A 3,281-nucleotide genomic window follows, 5' to 3' on the forward strand; every position below is an offset into this window, starting at 1 on the left:
GAATAACTACATTACAAAGGCTCTGCCTTGTATAAATACCCAACAAAAAGCTGAAAAAATAATCTCTAAAGATCAACAGCCCCTATAAAAAAGAGCCGTTACTTTACAATAACGGCTCTTTTTTTAAGGCTTTATTTAGCTAAGGCTAAGTGCTAGCTGTTTTTATTAGTGCAGTATTCTGGCCCGAATTGTACCGTCAATACGTTTTAATTCTTTTAGTGCTAGCTTGCTATCTTGTGAGTCAATATCAATAACGACATAACCAATTTTATCATCAGTTTGTAGGTATTGTGCCGCAATATTAATATCATGCTCAGCGAAGGCTTTGTTAATTTGTCTTAAAACACCTGGCTGGTTGTGATGAATATGTAATAAACGACTAGTATTTCTTTGTCCTGGTACAGAATGCTCTGGTAGTGATACTTCTGGGAAGTTAACCGCAGATAAGCTTGAGCCATTATCAGAGTATTTAGCTAGTTTACTTGCTACTTCTAAACCAATATTTTCTTGGGCTTCTTTAGTGCTGCCACCAATATGTGGTGTTAAAATAACATTGTCAAAACCACGTAATTCAGAGATAAATTCTTCATCATTACTCTTTGGCTCTACTGGGAATACATCAATTGCAGCGCCTGCAATTTTTTTGCTGCTTAATGCTTGCGCTAGAGCTGGAATGTCAACCACAGTACCGCGAGAAGCGTTAATGAAAATAGCACCGTCTTTCATTTGTGAAAATTCAGTTTCACCAATCATGTTTTGTGTTTGCTGCGTTTCAGGAACGTGTAAACTTACCACATCAGCTTCATTTAATAGCGCTGGTAGTGATGTTGCTTGGCTTGCATTACCTAAAGGTAGTTTAGTTTCAATATCGTAAAAACGAACACGCATACCTAAGGTTTCAGCCAAAATTCCTAACTGCATACCAATATGACCATAGCCGATAATACCTAGTACTTTACCGCGAGCTTCTACAGAGCCTAATGCTGATTTGAACCATTCGCCGCGATGTGCCTTGGCACTTTTCTCAGGAATGCCACGTAGTAGTAATAATGCTTCACCAAGCACTAATTCAGCAACTGAGCGAGTGTTAGAGAATGGCGCATTAAACACTGGAATACCTTGCACTTGTGCAGCGGTAATATCAACTTGGTTAGTACCAATACAGAAGCAACCAATAGCAACAAGTTTTTTAGCGTGACTTAAGACTTCTTCAGTTAATTGTGTGCGTGAACGTATACCAATAAAATGTACGTCAGCTATTTTTTCAATTAACTCTTCTTTTGAAAGAGAGGTTTTAAGTGACTCAATGTTTGAGTAACCTTTACTTTTTAGTTCTTCTAAAGCGCTTGGATGAAGGCCTTCAAGTAATAAAATCTTGATCTTGTCTTTTGCTAATGAATTCTTGTTAACGTTGTTCATAAAATGGCTTCACTTAATTCTAACTAAATTATTATTAACACCAATTAATAGAAGTAATTGATATAGATGGCTAGATACCTAAAATGGAAGTTTAACATACCATATAGTGCATAAACTCTAAAGCGTTTATTGCTCCTTGTAGTGAATAAATATTCTAACTATATGATTTATTAATCAATAAGGGGAAGCTTTAACGTAAGGGGAGCGAGTTTAATAAATTACTCCCCCGAAAAGGCTATTATTTAATAACTTTTACACCATCGCTTGAGCCTAATACTAAAATATCTGCGCCACGTAGTGCAAATAAACCATTAGTAACGACACCCACAATGGCATTTATGCGTGTTTCCATTGCTTTGGGATCGAGAATCTCTAAATTATGAACATCAATAATTACATTACCGTTGTCAGTAACGACGCCTTGTCTGTATGCTGGATCACCACCTAACTTTACTATTTCTCTGGCGACATAGCTACGTGCCATAGGAATGACTTCAATCGGTAACGGGAAATCACCCAAAAGTTTAACTTGCTTAGAGCTATCAGCGATACAAATAAACTTGTGTGCTACAGCAGCGACAATTTTTTCGCGTGTTAGTGCAGCACCACCACCTTTTATCATTGCCATATGCTCAGTAATTTCATCAGCGCCATCAACATAAACATCAAGCACATCAACGCTATTTAAATCAAATACTTCAATACCGTGAGCAATTAAACGCTTAGTAGACTCTTCTGAGCTTGAGACAGCACCAGTGATTTTATCTTTAATTGTCGCTAAAGCATCAATGAAATGATTAACTGTAGAGCCCGTACCTACACCAACAATAGTGTCATTTTCTATAAACTCTAGCGCTTTTAATGCTGCCGCTTTTTTCATTTCATCTTGGGTCATGCTAAATGCCTTTAATTGGAAGTGGTCTACAATTTTGAGGGCTGATTATAACACCCATTTTAGCTTTTTAGGTAGCGCTTACTAGGGGTTATGATTTCAGGTAAAGGGATATCCCATTGTTCAACTGGAATGCTGTCAACTCGTTGGCAGTTGTGGGCAATACCGATTGGGTAAAATAGTGAGTTATTATGTGGTGTTGTACAGTTTGTTGTGTGTGAGCTTTGCTGTGTAAACCACTTTGCTAAAGTTCTATCGTAAAAGCCACCGCCCATGCCTAATCGGTTGCCATTGTTATCAAAAGCAACTAAAGGCGTGCATAAGACATCAAGCATTTCAATGGGGCATACCTGTTGAACGTTGAGTTTAGGCTCTAAAATACCGAACCTGTTATTTTGCAGAGAGGTTTTTTCATCAAAACTAAGGAACAATAAATTGTGGCGGTTAAATGGGTGAATAACAGGCAAGTACACTTGTTTATTATGTTGCCAGCACCATCGAATAAAAGGCATTGGGTCTAGTTCACCATCATTCGCTAGGTATAGTGCGATGTGACGGGCGTTTTGTATATAAGGTAAATTGCATAGTTGCTGCTTTAGCTGAATACTTGCAAGGTTTTGCTCATCAGGGCTTAAGGCGTTGCGCTTAAGACGAATGAGTTTTCTTAATTCAGTACGTTCTTTGAGAGGATGTGACATAGGCAATATCAATTCAGGTAATTAAGCTGTGGTACAGCCGCTAATCATCGCGTTAAATATTTCGCTAACTAATGAGGCTGTTGAGCATCTTTAGGCTCAGTGTATTAAACAATATCTTAACCTAAACTCAGCGAAAATAGTAAGTAACCTGAGCTCAGCTTAATAAATGTTGCTCTAGCCGCTATTTTTCCTAACTTCTTCGTTAAATTTACTTAAAATAGGCGAACTGTTGACGCGAAATTTGCCTTGCTTATCATATGAAAAGAAGAAAA

3 protein-coding genes are annotated in these 3,281 nt (G+C 37.7%); all 3 read right to left on the minus strand.

What is annotated here, in order from left to right:
- Positions 1 to 165: 165 nt before the first annotated feature.
- Complete coding sequence (gene serA, locus KO495_RS02310) at positions 166 to 1,419, minus strand: phosphoglycerate dehydrogenase (protein ID WP_215978792.1); 1,254 nt, start codon at positions 1,417 to 1,419, stop codon at positions 166 to 168.
- A 238-nt stretch (positions 1,420 to 1,657) separates the two neighbouring features.
- On the minus strand, positions 1,658 to 2,314 hold the full coding sequence (gene rpiA, locus KO495_RS02315) for a ribose-5-phosphate isomerase RpiA (protein ID WP_215978793.1): 657 nt from the start codon (positions 2,312 to 2,314) through the stop codon (positions 1,658 to 1,660).
- Between the two features lie 59 nt (positions 2,315 to 2,373).
- Entirely contained in the window at positions 2,374 to 3,009 is a 636-nt protein-coding gene (locus KO495_RS02320) for a 5-formyltetrahydrofolate cyclo-ligase (RefSeq protein ID WP_215978794.1), read from the minus strand.
- Between the last annotated feature and the right edge of the window lie 272 nt (positions 3,010 to 3,281).

Source organism: Colwellia sp. D2M02 (assembly GCF_018860755.1).
Classification (GTDB): Bacteria; Pseudomonadota; Gammaproteobacteria; order Enterobacterales; family Alteromonadaceae; genus Colwellia; species Colwellia asteriadis.

What these genes read in the sequence shown, in the direction of transcription:
- KO495_RS02320 (WP_215978794.1), bottom strand. Translation starts at nt 3,009, where the DNA reads ATGTCACATCCTCTCAAAGAACGTACTGAATTAAGAAAACTCATTCGT.
- rpiA (WP_215978793.1), bottom strand. Translation starts at nt 2,314, where the DNA reads ATGACCCAAGATGAAATGAAAAAAGCGGCAGCATTAAAAGCGCTAGAG.
- serA (WP_215978792.1), bottom strand. Translation starts at nt 1,419, where the DNA reads ATGAACAACGTTAACAAGAATTCATTAGCAAAAGACAAGATCAAGATT.